The sequence below is a fragment of the Nonomuraea fuscirosea genome, from assembly GCF_035917475.1.
In the GTDB taxonomy this organism is placed as follows: Bacteria; Actinomycetota; Actinomycetes; order Streptosporangiales; family Streptosporangiaceae; genus Nonomuraea; species Nonomuraea fuscirosea.
The window spans coordinates 6,317,840-6,335,738 of record NZ_CP109074.1 but is presented as its reverse complement, the minus strand read 5'-3'; the positions used below and the strand labels follow the sequence as shown (position 1 = coordinate 6,335,738).

17 protein-coding genes and 1 riboswitch are annotated in these 17,899 nt (G+C 70.3%); of the genes, 12 read left to right on the top strand and 5 right to left on the bottom strand.

Translation table 11 applies throughout. The features are described 5' to 3' along the window. Positions 1-73 precede the first annotated feature (73 nt). The 6 genes from OIE67_RS28905 to OIE67_RS28880 all read left to right on the top strand — a co-directional run bounded on the left by OIE67_RS28905 (position 74) and on the right by OIE67_RS28880 (position 7,379). On the top strand, positions 74-1,396 hold the full coding sequence (locus OIE67_RS28905; RefSeq protein ID WP_326626306.1) for an NYN domain-containing protein: 1,323 nt from the start codon (positions 74-76) through the stop codon (positions 1,394-1,396). A gap of 83 nt (positions 1,397-1,479) precedes the next feature. Further along, positions 1,480-2,454, top strand: a complete 975-nt coding sequence (locus OIE67_RS28900) for a C40 family peptidase (protein ID WP_245956041.1) — start codon at positions 1,480-1,482, stop codon at positions 2,452-2,454. A 533-nt stretch (positions 2,455-2,987) separates the two neighbouring features. Further along, a riboswitch (cyclic di-AMP (ydaO/yuaA leader) is annotated at positions 2,988-3,153 on the top strand. 73 nt (positions 3,154-3,226) lie between these two features. Beyond that, positions 3,227-3,748 (top strand): C40 family peptidase, encoded by a 522-nt coding sequence (locus OIE67_RS28895; protein WP_326626303.1) that lies wholly within the window; start codon positions 3,227-3,229, stop codon positions 3,746-3,748. Positions 3,749-4,003: 255 nt separating this feature from the next. Continuing rightward, a complete protein-coding gene (locus tag OIE67_RS28890) occupies positions 4,004-4,843 on the top strand; it encodes a gluzincin family metallopeptidase (RefSeq protein ID WP_326626301.1) in 840 nt (279 codons plus the stop codon). 161 nt (positions 4,844-5,004) lie between these two features. Beyond that, a complete protein-coding gene (locus OIE67_RS28885) occupies positions 5,005-6,261 on the top strand; it encodes a M48 family metallopeptidase (protein ID WP_326626299.1) in 1,257 nt (418 codons plus the stop codon). Continuing rightward, complete coding sequence (locus OIE67_RS28880) at positions 6,258-7,379, top strand: glycosyltransferase family 4 protein (RefSeq protein WP_326626297.1); 1,122 nt, start codon at positions 6,258-6,260, stop codon at positions 7,377-7,379. The genes OIE67_RS28885 and OIE67_RS28880 overlap by 4 nt, the downstream gene beginning before the upstream one ends. Positions 7,380-7,388: 9 nt before the next feature. Here the strand turns inward: OIE67_RS28880 and OIE67_RS28875 are convergent, their stop codons facing one another. From OIE67_RS28875 to OIE67_RS28855, 5 genes are all read right to left on the bottom strand, one after another. Then, positions 7,389-8,306 carry a carbohydrate ABC transporter permease gene (locus OIE67_RS28875; protein ID WP_106244423.1) on the bottom strand — a complete coding sequence of 306 codons (918 nt, stop codon included), beginning with the start codon at positions 8,304-8,306 and terminating at the stop codon, positions 7,389-7,391. After that, complete coding sequence (locus OIE67_RS28870; RefSeq protein WP_326626295.1) at positions 8,303-9,175, bottom strand: carbohydrate ABC transporter permease; 873 nt, start codon at positions 9,173-9,175, stop codon at positions 8,303-8,305. Before OIE67_RS28870 ends, OIE67_RS28875 begins: the two co-directional genes overlap by 4 nt. Continuing rightward, entirely contained in the window at positions 9,175-10,461 is a 1,287-nt protein-coding gene (locus OIE67_RS28865; RefSeq protein ID WP_326626294.1) for an ABC transporter substrate-binding protein, read from the bottom strand. The genes OIE67_RS28870 and OIE67_RS28865 overlap by 1 nt, the downstream gene beginning before the upstream one ends. A gap of 287 nt (positions 10,462-10,748) precedes the next feature. Further along, positions 10,749-11,147: a coiled-coil domain-containing protein gene (locus OIE67_RS28860; RefSeq protein ID WP_326626292.1), complete on the bottom strand. Its 399-nt coding sequence runs from the start codon at positions 11,145-11,147 to the stop codon at positions 10,749-10,751. Between the two features lie 258 nt (positions 11,148-11,405). Then, on the bottom strand, positions 11,406-13,154 hold the full coding sequence (locus tag OIE67_RS28855) for an AMP-dependent synthetase/ligase (protein WP_326626290.1): 1,749 nt from the start codon (positions 13,152-13,154) through the stop codon (positions 11,406-11,408). 127 nt (positions 13,155-13,281) lie between these two features. On the opposite strand from OIE67_RS28855, the gene OIE67_RS28850 reads away from it, so the two are divergent. From OIE67_RS28850 to OIE67_RS28825, 6 genes are read left to right on the top strand one after another with little or no spacing between them, the layout of a single operon-like run. Next, positions 13,282-14,049 (top strand): metallophosphoesterase family protein, encoded by a 768-nt coding sequence (locus OIE67_RS28850; RefSeq protein WP_326626288.1) that lies wholly within the window; start codon positions 13,282-13,284, stop codon positions 14,047-14,049. Between the two features lie 59 nt (positions 14,050-14,108). Beyond that, positions 14,109-14,546 (top strand): SRPBCC family protein, encoded by a 438-nt coding sequence (locus OIE67_RS28845; RefSeq protein WP_106244433.1) that lies wholly within the window; start codon positions 14,109-14,111, stop codon positions 14,544-14,546. 1 nt (position 14,547) lies between these two features. Further along, entirely contained in the window at positions 14,548-15,723 is a 1,176-nt protein-coding gene (locus OIE67_RS28840; protein WP_106244435.1) for an ArsA family ATPase, read from the top strand. A 44-nt stretch (positions 15,724-15,767) separates the two neighbouring features. Next, positions 15,768-16,232, top strand: coding sequence for a DUF5304 family protein (locus OIE67_RS28835; protein ID WP_326626284.1), 465 nt, complete (start codon positions 15,768-15,770; stop codon positions 16,230-16,232). 14 nt (positions 16,233-16,246) lie between these two features. Further along, on the top strand, positions 16,247-17,179 hold the full coding sequence (locus tag OIE67_RS28830) for an ROK family glucokinase (RefSeq protein WP_106244439.1): 933 nt from the start codon (positions 16,247-16,249) through the stop codon (positions 17,177-17,179). A 15-nt stretch (positions 17,180-17,194) separates the two neighbouring features. Then, positions 17,195-17,890, top strand: coding sequence for an endonuclease/exonuclease/phosphatase family protein (locus OIE67_RS28825; protein ID WP_326626281.1), 696 nt, complete (start codon positions 17,195-17,197; stop codon positions 17,888-17,890). Positions 17,891-17,899 lie beyond the last annotated feature (9 nt).

Here is a 17,899-nt window from a genome sequence, read left to right as displayed (position 1 = left end):
GGTGGTCGTTACGGTCAGGTACGCAACAGCCGTACCCTTGTCTGAAAGGGCATGTCACGAAGGGACAAGTGGGATGAGTTCAGCGGGTGAAGGCCTGTCTCGCCCGCTTCCCGAGCAGGTGCGGCTCAACGTGGTCGATCTGGCCTCTCAGGTTCTCGGGACGATGCCCGCTGCCTCGGTGCCTCCGCCCCTGCGCGGCATCGCCAAGTTCGATCCCCGCAAACGGGCCAAGCTGGGCAGCGCGCCCATCGCGGCGCAGCTGGAGAACGACAAGAAGTTCCGTGAGCTGGTCGCCGAGTCCGTGGCCGCCGGCTGGCCCGAGCTGATCGCCTCGCTGGCCGAGGGCAACGTGCCGCCCGCCGCCGATCCCGTGCTCGTGGCCGCGGCGGCCTATCTCACCCGGCCGCCCGGCTGGGAGGAGATGATCGAGACCGCCCGCGCCGACCTGGAGCGCTCCGCCGTCGCGGCCGAGGGCTCGGAGCGCGAGGAGGTGGTGGCCCGGCTGCGCGAGCAGCTGGCCACGCAGAAGAGCGCCGCCAAGGAGGAGGCCGACCGGCTGCGCGAGCAGATCAGGGCGGCCCGCGCGGAGAACTCCGACCTGCGCCGCAAGCTGCACGACGCCCGCGAGCGCGCGAAGGGCGCGGTGCGCCGAGCCGAGGAGATGGAGCAGGCCGCCGAGGAGGCCAGGCACGCCGCCACCGCCGCCGGCAGCGCGGGCGAGTCCGAGCTGCGCCGGCTGCGCGAGCGGCTGGCCGACGTGGAGAAGCAGCTCGAAGCCTCACGCCGGGCCGCCCGCGAGGGCAGGAGCATCGAGGACGCCCGCGTACGGGTGCTGCTCGACGCGCTGCAGGACGCCTCGGCCGGGCTGCGCCGCGAGCTGGCCCTGCCCACCACGATCAGCCGGCCGGCCGACTCTGTCGCCGCGGTCACCGGCGAGCGCCCCGGTGTGCGCGGCGTCCCCGCGCGGGCCCTGGCCGACGATGACCCGCAGCTGCTCGACCAGCTGCTGGCCCTGCCCCAGGTGCACCTGATCATCGACGGCTACAACGTCACCAAAACCGGCTACGGCACCCTCACCCTGGCCGACCAGCGCAACCGGCTCATGACCGGGCTCGGCGGGCTGGTGGCGCAGACCAGGGTCGAGGTGACCGTGGTGTTCGACGGGGCGGAGCTGAACGCCCCCGTGCAGGTGACGGCCCCTCGCGGGGTGCGGGTGCTGTTCAGCGCGCCGGGGGAGATCGCCGACGACCTCATCCGCCAGCTCGTCCGCGCCGAACCGCCGGGCCGGGCCATGGCCGTGGTGTCGTCGGACCGCGAAGTCGCCGAGTCTGTCAGGCGGATGGGCGCCAGACCCGTTCCGTCAGGTTTGCTGCTGCGCAGGCTCGGTCGCGCCTAAGTTACGAAATGGCGGTTTTGGTGAACCACACCCGCCACTTCTGTACTATTTCGCCCCAGATATAATCCCTGGGAGGCGACACAGTGAGGTTTGGCCGGGTGCCGGTGGCCACGGGTCTCGCGTTCGGGCTGATGCTGATCCCCATGGGGGCGGCCACAGCTGACCCCAAGCCCACGCTCGCGCAGGCGAAGGCCAAGCTCGACAAGCTCAACGACAAGGCCGACAAGGTCGTCGACCGCTACAACACGGCGACCGAGCGCTACAAGAAGGCCAGGTCCACGTACGGCGAGCTGAACACGAGCTACAAGCGCAAGCTCGCGACGGTCGCGGACCTGCGGGCGGAGGTCGTCGGCATGGCGGTCTCCAGTTACCAGGCCGGCAACGACGTCACCTCATGGCCCGGTATCTTCGGCTCTCCCGACCCGCAGGACATGCTCGCCGGGCTGGCCCTGGCCGGGCAGGTCTCGCAGGAGAAGGCCGAGAAGTTGGCGGCCTTCGACCGGGAGAACCGGGGCCTGAAGGTCGAGCGCGGCAAGGCGCAGAAGGCGCTGCAGGACGCCGACAAGGAACGCGACGCGGTCGAGAAAGAACGCTCGGAGATCCTGAAGCTGATCAAGGATCAGAAGAAACTGCTGGAGAAGCTGGGCGCCTACAATCCGGGCAACCCCAACAGCGTGGGCCTCAAGTACACCGGCCCCGCCTCGGGCAGCGCGGCGGCGGCCCTGCGGTTCGCGTTCGCGCAGGTGGGCAAGCCCTACCGGTTCGGCGGCACGGGCCCGGGCGCGTACGACTGCTCAGGGCTGACCCAGGCGGCCTGGCGGGCGGCCGGGGTCTCGCTGCCCCGGACGACGTGGCAGCAGTGGTCGTGGGGCGCCAGCCGCAAGGTGGACATCAAGTCGCTGCAGCCCGGTGACCTCATCTTCAGCGCGGGGCTGGGGCACGTCAGCATGTACGCGGGCAACGGGCAGATCGTGCACGCGCCGCAGACGGGCGACGTCGTCAAGGTGGTCAAGCTCTCGGCGTACGGCAGCACCCTGGTGGGGGCCGTCCGCCCGTAACGCTGGTTTCCGGTCCCGCCGTCTCGCCGTTCGCGGCTTCCGGCGGGACCTTTTTTCTGCCTTCCGTTACTATGGATCATCGTTTCAACGACGGCTTCGTGCAGTGAAAGTCTTTCTTGATCTGCTGCGATGCCTACGGTTCCTGCCGTACATATGCGGATATTTCCCGTGCTCTCCCGCAAGGCGGTCACAAGCCTCGGGAGCGCTCCCAGGTGGAGAACGCATGATTTAGGCGTGAAATCTGTGACATAAGCGACAATTGGGACCTGACAATCTTGTGTTCGCGCAAGTGTGAGCAGGGTCACATTTCCATAACAGAACCTGGTGTTCCAGCAGGGGTTTCGAATCTGACAAGGTCCTCTGTCTGATCTTTACAGCCAGGCTCACGCTTTGCCGATCCTTGAACTTTGCGCGTAGCTTCTGGCGTCGTCGCGGTGCACAAGCCATGGCGCCGCGAACCCGCATCGGTCCCCTCCCGATGTGAGACAGATAGAGATCCGCCGGTCGTCCCCCGATATCCCCATGTTCATCGGGGCTTCGACCTGCCGAATCCGTGCAGCCAGGAGGCACGGAGCCGGGGACCCAGCGATCCCACGTTTCCCCAGGGATCAGGGGTGAATCGGCGCGCGTATCGCGCCGTAGGGCGACTTCCAGGCCCGAATCCGTCAGCTAACCCGGTAGGCGTTCGTGGAAGACACAAGGAGAAATCCTGTCCAGCTCCCTGCAGAACCCCCGTCTGTCCCGCCTTGCCCTGAGTGGCGTAGCGCTCACCATGACCGTGACGGCCGGAGGTGCCATCCTCCATGCCCCAACGGCTCAGGCGGAGACGACGAGCGAATCGACCGTCACGACGGTGAAAGCGGAAACCACCGCTAAGACCTCGAAGAAGGTCACGGCCGCCCAGCGAAGGGCAGCCAAGGTCGCTCGGCAGCAAGCGAAGGCCCGCAAGGCCGTCGCCGTGGCCAAGAACCAGATCGGTGACCCGTATCGGTACGGAGCCACAGGTCCTGGTTCGTTTGACTGCTCCGGTCTCGTCCAGTTCGCCTGGAAACGAGCCGGGGTGAAGCTCCCGCGGGTGGCGAGCAGCCAGTTCGCCCGCATCAGGAACAAGATCTCCTGGCGGCACCTGAAGCCCGGTGATCTCATGTTCTTCAGCGGGCTCGGTCACGTCGGCATGTACGTCGGCAAGGGCAAGATGATCCACTCGCCTCGGACAGGCGAACGGGTGCGCATCGACAAGCTGGGCGGTTGGCGCAGGTCGTCATTCGTCGGCGCGGTCCGTCCCGGCATGTGAAGAAGCCCCGCCCGGATCCACGGAGACTTTCCCGGACCCGGACGGGGCTCTCGCACGTCCAGACCATCCCCACGGAGCCACCCCGCTGGGCTCCCCACCCGCCCGGAGCCACTCCACAGGGCTCCCCACTCGTCCGGAGCCACCCCGTCGGGCTCCCCGCCCGTCCGGGGTCACCCCACGGCACGCCGGCATCCGGAACGCCGGTGCGGCCCGGCCGGGATGAAGCCCGTGCGGGTCCGGCTACGATCGGGCTTCGTGTCCGAGCAGGTGAGCCGACGAGCCGTGGTGGCCGGCCTGCTGCTCCTCGCCTCCGGCGGCGCGCCGCTCCCCGACTCCCCGATCCTTCCCCCGGAGGCCCGCGACCTCTGGCCGGGCCGCGACACGGTGATCCGCCGCGGACGGCACGCCACGATCGTGGGCCACGGCAGTGGTGACGACGGCCGCGACGGCAGCGATGGCGGCGGGCTGGAGGAGATGGCGGCTCGGGCCGACAGGGCCGGGCTCAGAGTGGGCCTGGTGCTCGGCAGACCCGTGCGCCCGCTGGTGATCGTGCCGGAATCCGCCCAGGAGGCCGCCCGCCTGGCGCGCGTGGCCCGGGCCGACGGGCTGGCCGCGCTGGCCGACGGCGGGCGCGTGATCATCGTTCCCGAGCTCTTCGCCACCCTCACCCCCACGGGTAAGGACGTGGTGCTCGCCCATGAGCTCACCCACGTCGTGGCGGGCACGGACGGCCTCCCCGTCTGGCTGTACGAAGGGTTCGCCGACTACGTGGGCTACCGCGACGCCGGGCTGCCCGTGATGACCGTCGCCGCAGAACTCGCCGCCGAGGTACGGGCCGGACGCCTGCCGGACGCACTGCCAGGCCCCGCTGACTTCGCGATGGACGATCGGGACCCGGCGCGGCCGGCGCGGGCGTACCAGGAGGCGTGGCTGGCGTGTCGCTTCCTCGCCGGCCGGTTCGGTGAGGAGACCCTGGTGAGGCTCTACCGTGCGGCCAGGGCCTCCGGAGCCGACCGGGCGCTCGCCGCACGCGGACTCACGACCGCCACACTGACGGCAGCGTGGCGCGCGTACGTGCGGGATCAGCTCGGGTGAAGGGCAGGCAGATGAGCGAACAGCAGGACGCGGAGGACTCACCGGGACAGGACGAGGCCCCGGACGGCGCCACGACGGCGGTGACCGCCCCGGAACTCGCCCCTGGGCCTGCAGCCGCGGGGGAGAGGCGTGGCGGGCCGGAGGGAGGGGAGGAGGGGGCTGTGGGGGAGCAGGAGCCCGGCAGCGACCTCAGGCGGCCGGCGGCGATCACGCTCGTGCTGCTCGGCCTCGCCGTCCTGGCCGTGGCCGCGTTCAGCACGCCCTGGCAGGCGCTGACCGGCGGCCCGCCGGACCCGTCCCGCGACTTCACCGCCGCCCAGATCGCGAAGGCGCGCGCCTTCGACGCGGCCACGAGCCTGCCCGCCTACCTCTCACTCGCCCTCACGGTGATCGTCGCCGGGCTGCTCGTCGCCACCCCGTTCGGCGCGAAGGTGACCGGCCGGCTCAGGGGCCCGTGGTGGTTGCGGGTGATCCTCGGCGTCCTGCTGATCACCGCGATCACCGAGCTGATCAGGTGGCCGCTGGGTGTCTGGTACGAGACGATCCTGCGCGACTACGGCCTGTCGGTCCAGGACTGGTCCGGCTGGGCGGGGGACCGGCTGAAGAGCATGGGCGTGCAGGCGTTCCTGCTCTGCGTCATGCTGCTGGCCCTGATGGCGCTGGCCCGCAGGGTCAGGCGCTGGTGGATCCCGGCGGCGGCGGGCGCCTTCGCGCTGACGGTGGCGGCGTCGTTCGTGTATCCGGTGGTGTTCGAGCCGATCTTCAACGACTTCACCTCGATGCGGCAGGGCCCGCTCCGTACCGAGCTGCTGGAGCTGGCCCGGCGTGACGGCGTGCCGGTCGAGGACGTGCTGGTGGCCGACGCCTCGCGCAGGACGACGGCGCTCAACGCGTACGTGTCGGGCTTCGGCGCCACCCGGCGCATCGTCGTCTACGACACGCTGCTGCGGGCTCCCGAGCGGGAGGTCGCGCTGGTCGTGGCGCACGAGCTCGGCCACGCCGAGCACGACGACGTGCTGCACGGCACGCTCCTCGGCGCCCTCGGGCCGGCTCTGGGCGTGATCGCGCTGTTCCTGATCTTCGGCCCGGTACGGCGGCGCACCGGCGTCACCTCGATCACCGACCCCCGCGCGACCGGCGCGCTCATGGGCCTGATCACCCTCGGCTCGCTGCTCCTCGGCCCCGCCCAGAACCTGATCAGCCGGCACGTCGAGGCCAGGGCCGACGCGCACGCGCTCGACCTCACCCGGGACCCGGCCACGTTCGTGGCCATGCAGCGACGCCTCGCATTGACCAATATTTCCGACTTGTCGCCGGATGCGGTGGAATATGTGCTCTATGCCTCCCATCCCTCCGCCCCCGAGCGCATCGCGCTGGCCCGCGCCTGGGCCGAGCTGAACGGCGTCCCGCGACCGTGACCCACCCCGCGAGCGGCCGGCCGAGCAGCGTGCTCTTCGTCACCAACGACTTCCCGCCCAGGCCGGGCGGCATCCAGTCGTTCGTGCACGGGCTTGCGCTGCGCACGCCGGACGCGGTGGTCTACGCCCCCGCCTGGCCGGGCTGCGCGGAGTTCGACCGGCGCCAGCCGTACCGGGTCGTCCGGCACCCGACGCGGCTGATGCTGCCCACCCCGGCCGTCGCCCGGACGGCGGCCCGGCTCGTGGCCGAGCACGGAGCGCGGACCGTCGTGTTCGGGGCCGCGGCCCCGCTCGGGCTGCTCGCCCCCCGCCTGCGCGGCGCCGGCGCGCGGCGGACGGTGATGCTCACCCACGGCCACGAGGCGTCCTGGGCGAGCGCGCCGGGCTTCCGCTCGGTGCTGCGCAGGATCGGCGCGCACGCCGACGTGGTGACCTACCTGGGCGACTACACCCGCGAACGGCTGACCGCCGCCATCCCGGAGGCCAAGCTGGTCCGCCTCGCGCCCGGCGTGGACGTCGAGCAGTTCCACCCCGGCGCGGCCCCGCCGGGATTCCGGGCCGCGCTCGGCCTGGCCGGCCGGCCCGTGGTCGTGTGCGTCTCGCGCCTGGTGCCGCGCAAGGGCCAGGACCAGCTCATCAGAGCCTGGCCCCAGGTGCTGCGCGCGGTGCCCGACGCGGTGCTGCTGCTGGTGGGCGGCGGCCCCTACCGGCGGACGCTGGAGCGCCTGGCGGCCGGGCGGGAGTCGATCAGGTTCACCGGCACGGTTCCGGCGGCGAGCCTGCCCGGCTACTACGCGGTGGCGGACGTGTTCGCGATGCCGTGCCGTACCCGGCTGAAAGGGGTGGACGTGGAAGGGCTCGGGATCGTGTTCCTGGAGGCGTCCGCGACCGGGCTGCCGGTGGTGGCGGGCGCGTCCGGCGGCGCGCCGGACGCGGTGCGGCCCGGCGACACCGGGCTCGTGGTCGACGGCGAGGACCCGGGCGAGGTGGCCCAGGCCGTCGTGGAGCTGCTGAGCGACCCGGACAAGGCGCGCAAGCTGGGCCGGGGCGGCCGCGACTGGATCGCCCGCGAGTGGGCGTGGGACCAGGTGGCCGCCCGCTTCCACGCCCTGCTCTAGTTCTGGCTCTCAGCCTTTGGTCGAGCCCAGCGTCAGCCCGGCGACGAACTGCTTGTGCAGCAACTGGAAGACGATCAGCGTCGGCAGCGCCACCAGCATCGACCCGGCCGCCAGCAGGTTGTAGTCGGTGAAGAACTGGCCGCGCAGGTTGTTCAGCGCCGAGGTGACGGGCAGCTTGTCGCCCGACGACATCAGCACCAGCGCCCACAGGAAGTCGTTGTACATCCAGGTGAACTGCAGCGTCGACAGCGCCGCCAGCACCGGCCGGCACAGCGGCAGCGTCAGCCGCCAGTACCGCTTCCACACCCCCGCCCCGTCCACCAGCGCCGCCTCGGTGATCTCCTCCGGGATCGTGCGCATGAAGTTCGCCATCACGAACACGCAGAAGCCGAACTGGAAGGCCACGTGGATGAGGATCAACCCCAGGTAGGAGTCATAGAGCGACTGCGAGTCCGACAGCCACTCGGGCAGCGGGACGAGCGTGTAGAACGTGTACAGCGGGGTGATGAGCACCTGCGGCGGCAGCAGGTTGCCCGCGGTGAACACGATCAGCAGGACCTTGCGCCCGGGGACGCGCAGCCGGGCGATCGCGAACGCCGTGAACGAGGCGAGGAAGAGCGTCACCACCACGCCGGGCACCACGATGATCAGCGTGTTCAGGTAGTAGCGCGGCAGTTCGGCCTGTGTCCACGCCTGTACGTAGTAGTCGAGCGTGAGATGTTCCGGCATCGACACGTAGCCGAGCCGGGCGGTCTCCTCGTACGGCCGTACCGAGGCGTACACCGCGAGCGCCAGCGGCAGCAGCCACCCCAGCGCCACCAGCCCCAGGAAGACGTGCAGCAGGACCCGCAGCGGCCGGACCGGGCGCCGCGGCGCGGCGGGCCGCTCCTGGGCGGGGGGAGCGGCGGCGGGGGCGGTGAGCGTCATCGTTCCTCCCTGAACAGCTGCGACAGGTACGTGACGATGAACCCGATCGAGATCACCAGCAGGATCACCGCGATCGCCGAGCCGAACCCGATCCTGCTGGCCTCGCCCACGATGTTCTCCGTGACCAGCACCGACAGCAGCTCCAGCCCGTTCCTGCCCTTGTTGATGGCGTAGACGACGTCGAACGCCCGCAGCGCCTCGATCACCGTGATGACCAGCACGATCACGTTCACCGGCCGCAGCGTCGGGAACACCACCCGGAAGAACGCCTGCCGCTCATCGGCCCCGTCGATCGCCGCCGCCTCCTTCAGCGCCGGATCGACCGCCTTCAGCCCCGCCAGATAGATGATCATGACGTAGCCGACGTGCCGCCAGGCCGCCGCCACCATGACCACCCAGATGTTGATGGAGCTGTCGCCCAGCCAGTCCACGCTCAGCCCGCTCACCGCGTTCAGCACGCCGTAGTCGGAGGAGTAGACGAGCTGCGCGATGAAGCCGACCACGGCCAGCGACAGCACCACCGGCATGTACAGGGCGCTCTGGTAGAACCGCGACAACCGCAGCCGCCGATCCAGCAGCACCGCGCAGAACAGCCCGAACGGCGTCGCGACCAGCCCCAGGAAGCCCAGCCACAGCACGTTGTTGCGGACCGCCGACCAGAACGGCGGATACTCGGCCGCCAGGTCGTGGTAGTTGCGGCCGCCGATCCACTCGATCGGCCCGATGCCGTTCCAATCGGTGCCGGAGAGCCCGACGGAGGCCAGCGTGGGCCCCCAGATGAGGCCCACGTTGACGACGATGGCCACCCCCAGCCCGATGACCAGGATGGTCACGTCGCGGGCGGAGTAGCGACGGGTCTTGACGGCCATCAGCGGAAGATGTTCGCCTTCTGCTGCTCGATGCTCTTCAGCAGGGAGTCGATCTCGTCCGGCTCGCCGACGAACGACTGCAGCGACGGGATCATCACCGTGGAGGCGAAGTCGGGCCGCGTATCGCGGTCGAGGAACTGCGCGATGTGGGTGGCCTTCGACACCAGCTCCGCGCCGCGCTTCTGCAGGGCGCTGTAGCCGGAGGTGTCGGCCTGGGAGCTGGCGGCCAGCGTGCCGGGGTCCAGCCCGGTGGCGATGTTCTGCGAGGCGGGCTGGGCGAAGTGCTTGAGCAGCGCCTTGGCGCCCTCGACGTTCTTGGCCTTGGCCGAGATCATGTAGCCGTCGATGGGGGCGTCGATCGAGTCGGTCCCGTACGCCGGGTTGATCTCGGGGAAGGTGAAGAAGTCGAGGTCGTCGCGGTCGGCCTCGGGGATCTGCTGCGCGACGAACATCCCGAGCAGGTACATCCCGGTCTTCTTCTGCGCCAGCGACTGCCCGGCCTCCTGCCAGGTGCGGCCCAGCGCGGCCGGCTGGTGGAACTCCATCAGCCCCCGCCAGGTGTCGAACACCTGCTTGACCCGCGGATCCGTCCACGACTCCTTGCCGGCCATGAGCGAGACGTGGAAGTCGTAGCCGTTCGTGCGCATGTTGAGGATGTCGAACGTGCCCATCGCCGGCCAGCCGTCCTTGTCGGCGAACGCGATCGGGATGAGCCCGTCGGTCTTCATCCTCCTGGCCAGCGCGGTGAACTCGTCGAGCGTGGCGGGCGGCGTGTACCCCTTCTCCCGCCACACGCTCTTGCGGTAGAAGACCGCCCACGGGTAGTACGTGAACGGGATGAAGTACTGCTTGCCGTCGACCCCGGTCGACTGGTCCTTGAACGCCTGCGTGTAGCCGCCGCCGATCTCCTGCCACACGTCCGAGATGTCGGTGGCCAGCCCCTGCTCGGCGAAGAACTGCATGCGGTAGCCGGCGAACCAGGTGAAGACGTCTTCCGGCGTGCCGCGCAGATAGCGGTTGATGTTCTCCTGGAAGGTGTTGTGGTCGACCGTGTTGATCCTGGTCGTGGCCTGCGTGAAGCCCTTGACCACAGTGTCGAGGCTCTTCTTCGGGATCTCGTCGGAGGCGTTCGAGCCGATCGTGACCGTACCCAGATCGCCGCCCGGCCGTCCGGGGGCGGGGGCCGGGGCGTCCGAGCCGCACCCGGCGAGTACGGCGGGCACGCCGAACGTGGCGGCGGCCCCGAGCAGGAGATGACGGCGGGTGATCGGCGAGCGTTGGGCCATGGTGGTTCCTCCTTGCCGGACCCTTCAAATTCCCCCGAGTTCCCTCACCTTCTTTCATCAGAAATCGAACATTTCCGACTGTCAACGCACAGTTTCAGAACGAATGCCCGAGAGCGGTGGTACCGGACCTGGGTCGTGCAGCCTGGCCGGCTCTGTCGGAACCTGTTGGGATCCGGCCGCCTCGCCGCTCAACCTCCCGGCCGGTCGATGCTTCCTGAGGGACGCGAAGAGGGCGGGCCACGTACGCGGCCCGCCCTCTTCGTAACCTCGCGGCTACATGCTCACGGTCAGTTGATGTCGAGCTTGCGCTGGATGGCGATGAGGATGTTCATCATGTCCACCTGGCCCTTCTGCAGGCTGGAGATCTGCCCGTCGACCTTGTCGAACCCCGCGTCGACCTTGGCCTCCAGGCACTCGACCTTGGCGTCGAGGCGGTCGACCTTGGTTTCGAGGCTCCCGACCCTGGCGTCGAGTTGATCGACCTTGCTCTCGAGACGCCCGACCCTGGTGTCGAGCTTCTGGACCGTTCCATTCAGGCTCTTGACCTGGTTGGCGACGCCGTTGATGCGGCGGGTGAGGTCTTCGCCCATCATGATCTGGTCGGTGCGGGTCTGGACGAACTCGTTGTGAACCTTGGTGGCGAACTCGACGCCGAGTTCCTCGATGGTGGCGTCCTTGATACTCACGATTGAATCCTCTACCTTTGTAGGTAGGGACCGGGGATTCAGTGTATCTCCGGTCCCGTGCTTTTCTTTGCCCCGAGGATACACCGGGAATCGGCGCCGGGAAGAGGGGAATCGAATGGAGATTCCCCTGTTCGGAAGGCGTATAACAGGCCTGATTCGGAAAAATCGACACATGTTGTGGCGGGTTATTCGTGAGAATATTTCGCTTTTTATCCGTGTCTATATGTGCGAATCGGGCACTGCATTTTTCCCAAGGACCTAGCGCCCGTCGTACAACCTGTCGATCTCGCCGGAGAAGTCCCGCATCACCACATTGCGCTTCACCTTGAGCGTCGGCGTCAGATGCCCGCTCTCCTCCGTGATGTCCGTGTCCAGGATCACGAACTTCTTGATCTGCTCGGCCTTGGACACCATCAGGTTGGCCCGGTCCACCGCACTCTGGATCTCGGCCTGCGTCGCAGGATCCTCGCGCAGCCCCGCCACGGTGGAGCCGGCCGGCACGGCCTCGGGGTCGAGCGTGATCAGGGCCGCGACGAACGGCCGCCCGTCGCCCACGATCATGGCCTGGGAGATCAGCGGATGGGCGCGCAGCGCGTCCTCCAGGGGTCCCGGCGCCACGTTCTTGCCCGCCGCCGTGACCAGGATCTCCTTCTTGCGGCCGGTGATCCGCAGGTAGCCGTCGGCGTCGAGCTCGCCCAGGTCGCCCGTGTGGAACCAGCCGTCGGAGTCGATCACGTCGGCGGTGGCGGCGTCGTTCTCCCAGTAGCCGGCGAAGACGTTGCGGCCCTTGGCCAGGACCTCCCCGTCGTCGCCGATGCGCAGCGTGACGCCGGGCAGCGGCTTGCCCACGGTGCCGATCTTGTTGGCGCCGGGCATGTTGACCGAGACGGGAGCCGAGGTCTCGGTCAGGCCATAGCCCTCGAAGACCTCGATGCCGACGCCCCTGAAGAAGTGGCCGAGCCGATCGCCCAGCGCGGAGCCGCCGGACACCGCCGCCGAGAGCCGGCCGCCGGTGGCCGCGCGCAGCTTGGAGTAGACCAGCCTGTCGAAGACCGCCCGCCGAATCCGCAGCCCGAGCGGCGCGCCACCCGAGCTCTCCGCCTTGCTCCAGGCCACCGCCACGTCCACCGCGCGGGCGAAGATCTTGCCCTTGCCGCCGGAGACGGCCTTCTGCTCGGCGCCGTTGTAGACCTTCTCGAACACGCGCGGCACGCCCAGCAGGAACGTCGGCTTGAAGTCCTGGAGGTCGGGGGCGACGTTCTTCATGTTGGGCGTGTGCGCGATGATCGCGCCCGCCTCGAACAGCACCACCTGGATCATGCGGGCGAAGATGTGGGCCAGGGGCAGGAACAGCAGCGCCGCCGGGTCCTTGCGCGCGAACAGCGGCTCCAGCGGCCCCCGCAGCACGTTGAGCGCGGTGAACAGCAGGTTGTCGTGGGTGATCCGGCAGCCCTTGGGCCGGCCCGTGGTGCCGGAGGTGTAGACGATCGTGGCCAGGTCGGACGAGCCGACCTGCCGCCTGCGCTCGTCGAGGTCGGCGTCGGTGACGGCGCCGGTCTCCAGCTCGCCGTCCACCCGCCACAGCGACTTCAGCCCGGGCGCGGCCTCCTTGACGGCCTCCTCGTGGGTGTCCAGCTCGACGAACGCCGCCTTGGCCGCGCTGTCCTCCAGGATCCACCTGACCTGTTCGGCGGAGGAGGTCTCGTAGATCGGCACGGTCACCGCGCCGGCGGCCCAGATGGCGTAGTCGACCAGCGTCCACTCGTACCGCGTCCGCGACATGAGCGCGACTCTGTCGCCGTGGCCGACGCCCGCCGCGATCAGCCCCTTGGCCACCGCGGCCACCTGGTCGCGGAACTCGGCGGCGGTGACGACGGGCCAGCCGTCGCCGGCCTTGCGGCGCATCACCACGGCGCCCGGCTCCTGCTCCGCCCGGCGGAAGACGGTGTCGGCCAGACCCGCGGACGCAGGCACGTCGACCAGGACGGGGACGCTGTACTCGCGCACGAACTCAACTCCTCTTCGGGGATGGCCTGGACGTTACCGGCTGAAGTTACGCGCCGGTAGCTCCGTCATTGAGGCGATATGAAGGGCATTTCTCACGCTAGCAGCAGCGGCTCTTAGGATTCCCCTCATGAAGGTCCATGTCGTCAGCGACGTCCACGGCAGAGCCGACGCACTGGCCAGGGCGGGTGACGGGGCGGACGCGCTGATCTGCCTCGGCGACCTGATCCTGTTCGTCGACTACGACGACCACGCGCAGGGCATCTTCGCCGACCTGTTCGGCGCCGAGAACGCCGAGCGGTTCATCGCCCTGCGCACGGCCAAGCGGTTCGACGAGGCCAGGGCCATGTCGGCGCGGCTGTGGGCGACCCTCGACGGCGATCCGCGCGAGCACATCGAGCGCAACGTGCGGGCCCAGTACGCCACCCTCTTCGCCGCCATGCCCACCCCCGCCTACCTCACCTACGGCAACGTGGACATCCCGCGCCTGTGGGCCGACTACCTCAGGCCGGGCCACCGGGTGCTCGACGGCGAGGTGGCGGAGATCGGCGGCCTGCGGTTCGGGTTCGTGGGCGGCGGGCTCAAGACGCCCTACCGCACGCCGTACGAGATCGCCGACGAGGAGTACGCCGCCAAGGTCGAGGCCGTCGGCGAGGTGGACGTGCTCTGCTGCCACATCCCGCCCGCGGTGCCCGAGCTGCTCTACGACGTGGTCGCGAGGAGGTTCGAGCGCGGCAGCGAGGCGACGCTGGAGGCGATCAGGCGCACCCAGCCGCGCTATGCCCTGTTCGGCCACGTGCACAACCCGCTGCACCCGCGCGCCAGGATCGGGCGCACCGAGTGCGTGAACGTGGGTCACTTCCGCGGAAAGGGCGTCCCGTATGCCATGGAATGGTGATCTGGCCGCCACCTCCACGGGTCCGCCGCGACCGGTGGTTTGTGCACTACGGTGTTCGCATGGCTGATCGCACCACTTCGAGCACCACCATCGGCGCCGGCCGCGCCGAGGTCATGGCGGTCATCGCGGACTTCCCCTCCTACCCGCAGTGGGCGGGCCAGGTGAAGAGCGCGGAGGTCCTCTCCCGCGACGAGGACGGCCGGCCGAGCACGGTCCGGTTCGCCCTGGACGCGGGCCCGATCAGCGACTCCTACACCCTCGCCTACGCCTGGCAGGGCGACGAGGGCGTCAGCTGGCAGGTGGCGGAGCCGGGCAGGATGGTCTCCGAGCTCAAGGGAAGTTACCGGCTGGCCGGCGCGGGCAGTGACACCGAGGTGACATACGAGCTGACGGTCGATCTCAGCGTCCCCATGATCGGCCTGATCAAGCGCAAGGCGGAGAAAGTGATCGTGGACACCGCGCTCAAGGGTCTCAAGAAGCGCGTAGAAGGCCGCTGACTTGAGCCCGCGCGTCCTGCTCTTCACCGGTAAGGGCGGCGTCGGCAAGACGACGGCCGCCGCCGCGACCGCCACGCTCGCGGCCCGCCGCGGCCTCAAGACGCTCATCGTCTCCACCGACACCGCCCACTCGCTGGCCGACGCGCTCGCGGTCGAGCCGGGCGAGATCGCGCCCGGCCTGCACCTGCGCCAGGTGGACACGCAGAAGACGCTGGAGCGCCACTGGGGCGAGCTGCGCGACTACGCCAGGGGCGTGCTGGGCGAGCTGGGCCTCGACGAGATCACCTCCGAGGAGATCACGGTCCTGCCCGGCGCCGAGGAGCTCATCGCCCTGCTCGAACTGCGCGAGCACGCCCGCGAGGGCCGCTGGGACGTGATCGTGGTCGACTGCGCCCCCACCGCCGAGACGCTGCGGCTGCTGGCCCTGCCCGAGGCACTCGACTGGCACGTCTCCAGGCTCATGCCGGTCGGCCGCAAGGTGCTGCGGCTCGTCTCGCCGTTCGTGCGCAGCGTGGCCCACGTGAGCGCCCCCGGCGAGGACGTGATGAACGCGGGCGAGCGCTTCCACCGCGGCCTCATGGAGGTGCGCGAGCTGCTCACCGGCGACCACGCCTCCGTCCGGCTCGTGCTCACCCCCGAGGCCGTGGTCCTCGCCGAGGCCAGGCGCACCCTGACCTCACTCAGCCTGTACGGCTACCGCGTCGACGCCGTCGTCGCCAACCGGGTCTTCCCGGCCGGAGGCGCCGACGAGTGGCGCGCCCAGTGGGTGGCGGCGCAGTCGCGCCTGCTGGCCGAGGCGGAGCAGTCGTTCGCGCCGCTGCCCATCCACGTCGTGCCCTACCTGCCCGCCGAGCCCGTGGGCAAGGACGCGCTGGCCGAGGTCGGGGCCGCGATGTACGGCGACGCCGATCCGTTCGCCCCCCACTCCGTCGAGCCGCCGCTGCGGATGAGCGCGGACGAGCTGTCGCTGGCGCTGCCAGGCGCCGGCCGCGAGGACGTCGACCTGGCCCGCAAGGGCGACGAGCTCATCATCACGGCGGGCCCGTACCGCAGGATTCTGGCGCTGCCGGCGGCGCTGGCCCGCAGGAAGATCAGCGGGGCGGCGCTGCGCGACGGGGTGCTCCGCGTGACCTGGGCCGCACAGCCGTACGACTCCGGGAGCGAATCCGCGACCTGATGAGTTGAATGGATGAGCGACCCACAAGTCAGGGAGGGCCCAGCATGACCGAGAGCAACGACAGAGGCACCGGCAGAAACACCGCCAGAGACAGGAACACCGCGGCCGGGGACACCAGGGACCCGATCGGCACGGTGGCCGACGAGGCGCGCAAGCTGTTCGACTCGATCCAGGGCCGGGCGACCCGCCAGGTCGGCAAGAGCGTGTTCAACTCCTTCACCGGCGGCGGTGGCCGCAGGGAGCGGGACGTGTGGGAGGAGGCCGTCTCCGAGCCGCATGACGAGTACATCTGCCGCGCCTGCCCGGTCTGCCGGGCGATCGCGGCGCAGCGTGAGTCCGGCGGCGACGTCACCGGGCACCTGGTCGCCGCGGGCGGTGAGCTGTTCGCCGCCTTCCGCGGCGCGCTCGACGCCCTGGGCCGGCCCGCGACGCGCGACAGCAGGCCGCGCGACGACCGCGACCGCGACGGACGCGATCGCGGCGACGTGGAACACATAGATCTGGGATAGAGGAGACACGGGGCATGCTCACGATCGGTGTCGACATCGGCGGGACGAAGGTGGCCGCCGGCGTGGTCGACGACAACGGCGAGATCGTCGAACACACGCTGAGGCCCACCGCCGCCGACCGGCCGGACGTGGTGGCCGAGACGGTGGCCGACGTCGTTCGCGAGCTCTCGCAGGGAAGAGACGTCGAGGCCGTCGGGGTCGGAGCGGCAGGGTTCGTGGACGAGACCCGGTCGATGGTGCGCTTCGCCCCCAACCTGGCCTGGCGCGAGGAGCCGCTGCAGAAGAAGATCAGCGGCATGGTCGGCCTGCCGGTCGTGATCGAGAACGACGCCAACGCCATGGCCTGGGGCGAGACCCGGTTCGGCGCCGGCCGAGGGCAGTCCCACGTGGTCTGCCTGACGCTCGGCACCGGCATCGGCGGCGGCCTGGTCTTCGACGGCGCCCTCTACCGCGGCCGCTGGGGCATGGGCGCCGAGCTGGGCCACATGCAGGTGCTGCCCGGCGGGCGGCTGTGCGGGTGCGGCAACGTCGGCTGCTGGGAGCAGTACGCCAGCGGCCAGGCCCTGGTCAAGGACGCCAGGGAGATCGCCGAGGCGGAGCCGGAGCGGGCCCGCACCCTGCTGGGCCTGGCCGGCGGCAAGATCGAGGGCGAGGAGATCACCGAGGCCGCCCGGCTGGGCGACGAGGCCTCGCTGGCCGCCTTCCAAAGCCTGGGCGACTGGCTCGGGCAGGGCATGGCCGACCTGGCCGCCATCCTCGACCCCGGCTGCTTCATCGTCGGAGGCGGCGTCTCCCGCGCCGCCGACCTGTTCATCGACCGGGCCAGGGAGGCCTTCGGCGAGCGGATCACCGGCAGAGGGCACCGCCCGCTGGCCGAGATCAAGCTGGCCGAGCTGGGCGCCTCGGCCGGGGTCGTGGGCGCGGCCGACCTGGCCAGGCGGCGCTAGAACCGCAGCCCGTACGTGACGATCAGGATCGCGACCTACAACGTCCACGGGATGCGCGACAGCGTGCCCGCGCTGGGCCGGGTCATGACCGCCGCGCGCGCCGACGTGCTGTGCGTGCAGGAGGCGCCCAGGTTCGGCCGCTGGCGGGCCGGGCGCGCGGCCCTGGCCGCCGCGGCCGGCCTCGCCGTGGCCACCCCCGCCAGGACCGGCGGAGTGGCCGTGCTGACCGGCCGGCGCGTGCGCGTGCTGCACGCCGAGAGCCACGCGCTGCGCTCCTTCCTCGGCCTGGAGCGGCGCGGGCTGGCCGTCGCCGTGGTGCGCGCCGAGGGGGCGTGCCTGGCCGTCGGCTCGCTCCACCTCGACCTGCACCAGGCGGCCAGGATGCACCACGCCGCCGAGGCGATGGCGATCATGGAGCGGGTGGCGGCCCGCCACGACGCCGCGATCGTGCTCGCCGGCGACATCAACGAGCGGGCGCACCAGCCGGCCTGGCGTTATCTCGCCGGCCGGCTGGCCGACTGCTACGCCGTCGCGCCGAAAGGGGACGGGCTGACCTTCCCCGCGGACCGGCCGTCCGCGCGGATCGACGCCGTCTTCGCCGCGCGCGGGACGAGCGTCCTGTCGTGCGGGGGAGTGGACGCGCCGGGCGCCGATCTCGCCGGGGCCAGCGACCATCTGCCCGTCGCCGCGGAGTTGCGACTTGGGCACTAGAGGGCAGAA